General features: G+C 58.2%; 1 pseudogene. It reads left to right on the top strand.

Annotation, left to right across the window (positions count from 1 at the left end):
• Positions 1 to 70: 70 nt before the first annotated feature.
• Positions 71 to 178, top strand: a pseudogene (locus EN845_RS34995) (OmpW family outer membrane protein); the annotation flags it as partial.
• Between the last annotated feature and the right edge of the window lie 104 nt (positions 179 to 282).

Consider the following 282-nt stretch of genomic DNA (forward strand, 5'->3'; position numbering starts at 1 on the left):
GTGCAATCAACCAGCTTGGGAGTCTTCGGTATGAGGGGTAATTTCTCGACAATAACAAAAATGGTCTCGGCGGGCGTGGTCGCCGCCGACGCTCACGTTGCAGTACCATTTTACCGATCTCGGCGCGTTCAAGCCTTATGTCGGCGCCGGCGTGAACTACACGATCTTCTACAACCAGGGCCAGGCCAGGCTGATCACCAGAAACAGCAGCAGCGCGCCTTGCGACAGGCGGCGCATGCCGATACGTCCGACGAGGCGCGAGTTGAGATAGTTGGAGAAGGC

It is taken from the genome of Mesorhizobium sp. M8A.F.Ca.ET.202.01.1.1 (genome assembly GCF_004791595.1).
Classification (GTDB): domain Bacteria; phylum Pseudomonadota; class Alphaproteobacteria; order Rhizobiales; family Rhizobiaceae; genus Mesorhizobium.